This window comes from Granulicatella balaenopterae (assembly GCF_900111135.1).
GTDB classification, from domain to species: Bacteria; Bacillota; Bacilli; order Lactobacillales; family Aerococcaceae; genus Granulicatella; species Granulicatella balaenopterae.
The window spans coordinates 1-1,137 of record NZ_FOGF01000091.1 but is presented as its reverse complement, the minus strand read 5'-3'; the positions used below and the strand labels follow the sequence as shown (position 1 = coordinate 1,137).

The window sequence follows — 1,137 nt, the reverse complement described above, 5'->3', positions numbered from 1 at the left end:
TAATGACTTACGCCGTGATGCTTGACCGCCAACAAGTATCCATCAAAAATCATTGGCATGACGAAAAAGGGGAAGTCTACTTTTTATATAGTAATAATCACTTGGCTGAAACAATGGGCGTATCCGTACCAACAGTGGTAAACGTCAAACGCAACTTAATGGAAGTAGGGCTATTACGAGTTGTCCAAACAGGTCGTTACTCAATGCTTTATCTAAGCGCACCCGTTCCCGAAACCGACGAAGAAGAAAAATATCTCTTAGAAGACAAAGAGGAAGATACAGAAACAGAAAATGTGGCAGAAAACAAAAAAGTAGAAGCTATCGAAAATCCAGTCGTGATTGCACCAAAAAAAGTTGACGCACCAGTTCAAAAATCACCAACCTCCGATAGCTTAATGGAAAAATGCTTTAATCTAGTAGAAAAAAATAAACAACTAAACACTAAAGAAACACAAAGTCAGGATGAAAGAAACTTGAATCCTGATTTTAAAAAATTTAATACTAGTAAGACTTACTTTAATAATAATAAACCAGCAATACTAAATAATAATAAAAAATCATATGATTCATCTGATGAGCAAATGTCTTTTTCAACATTTTCTGTAAAAAATTCTTTTCCAGAAAACAAGAAGAATGGGCAAACAGAAGTAGTTAGTGAACAATCTCGTAACTTCATAACAACTCCAAAAAAAGTTGTTCACCATTTTCACGATATCGATAGTTTGGGATTACCTGATAAAATCATTACTTTACTAGAAACTTTCTCAAAAGATGAAGACGATCTTCAAAATATTTTAAGCTTAATCTTCAAGGCTAAAAGCAATGTCTGTCGCCGTAATCCGTCAATGTTGCGCATGGAAGAATTGACGGAATTCGACTTTATTAAGTTGCATCAAGTCTTATATGTTGCTCTTCATAAACGTAAATGCGATCCAACATTGCGTAATTTCGAGGCTTATTTGATGCGTAGTTTGATTAACTTTTTTGAAGAAAATGCCACATTACATTATGAAGTTAACGGTTATATTCCGCCAGTGTATGCTCATGTGGTGGAAGAAGTTGCCCAAGAAGAGGATGATGAATTGAAGGTTCCACTGATTAATTGGGTGTAGGGAATTGCTTGAATCGTTAGTTTTT

1 protein-coding gene is annotated in these 1,137 nt (G+C 34.8%); it reads left to right on the top strand.

Going from position 1 to position 1,137, the window contains the following annotated elements; genetic code table 11:
• Nucleotides 1–1,112: replication initiator protein A (locus BMX09_RS09935; RefSeq protein ID WP_089748116.1), on the top strand; the 1,112-nt coding region annotated here is incomplete at its 5' end.
• Nucleotides 1,113–1,137: the final 25 nt, after the last annotated feature.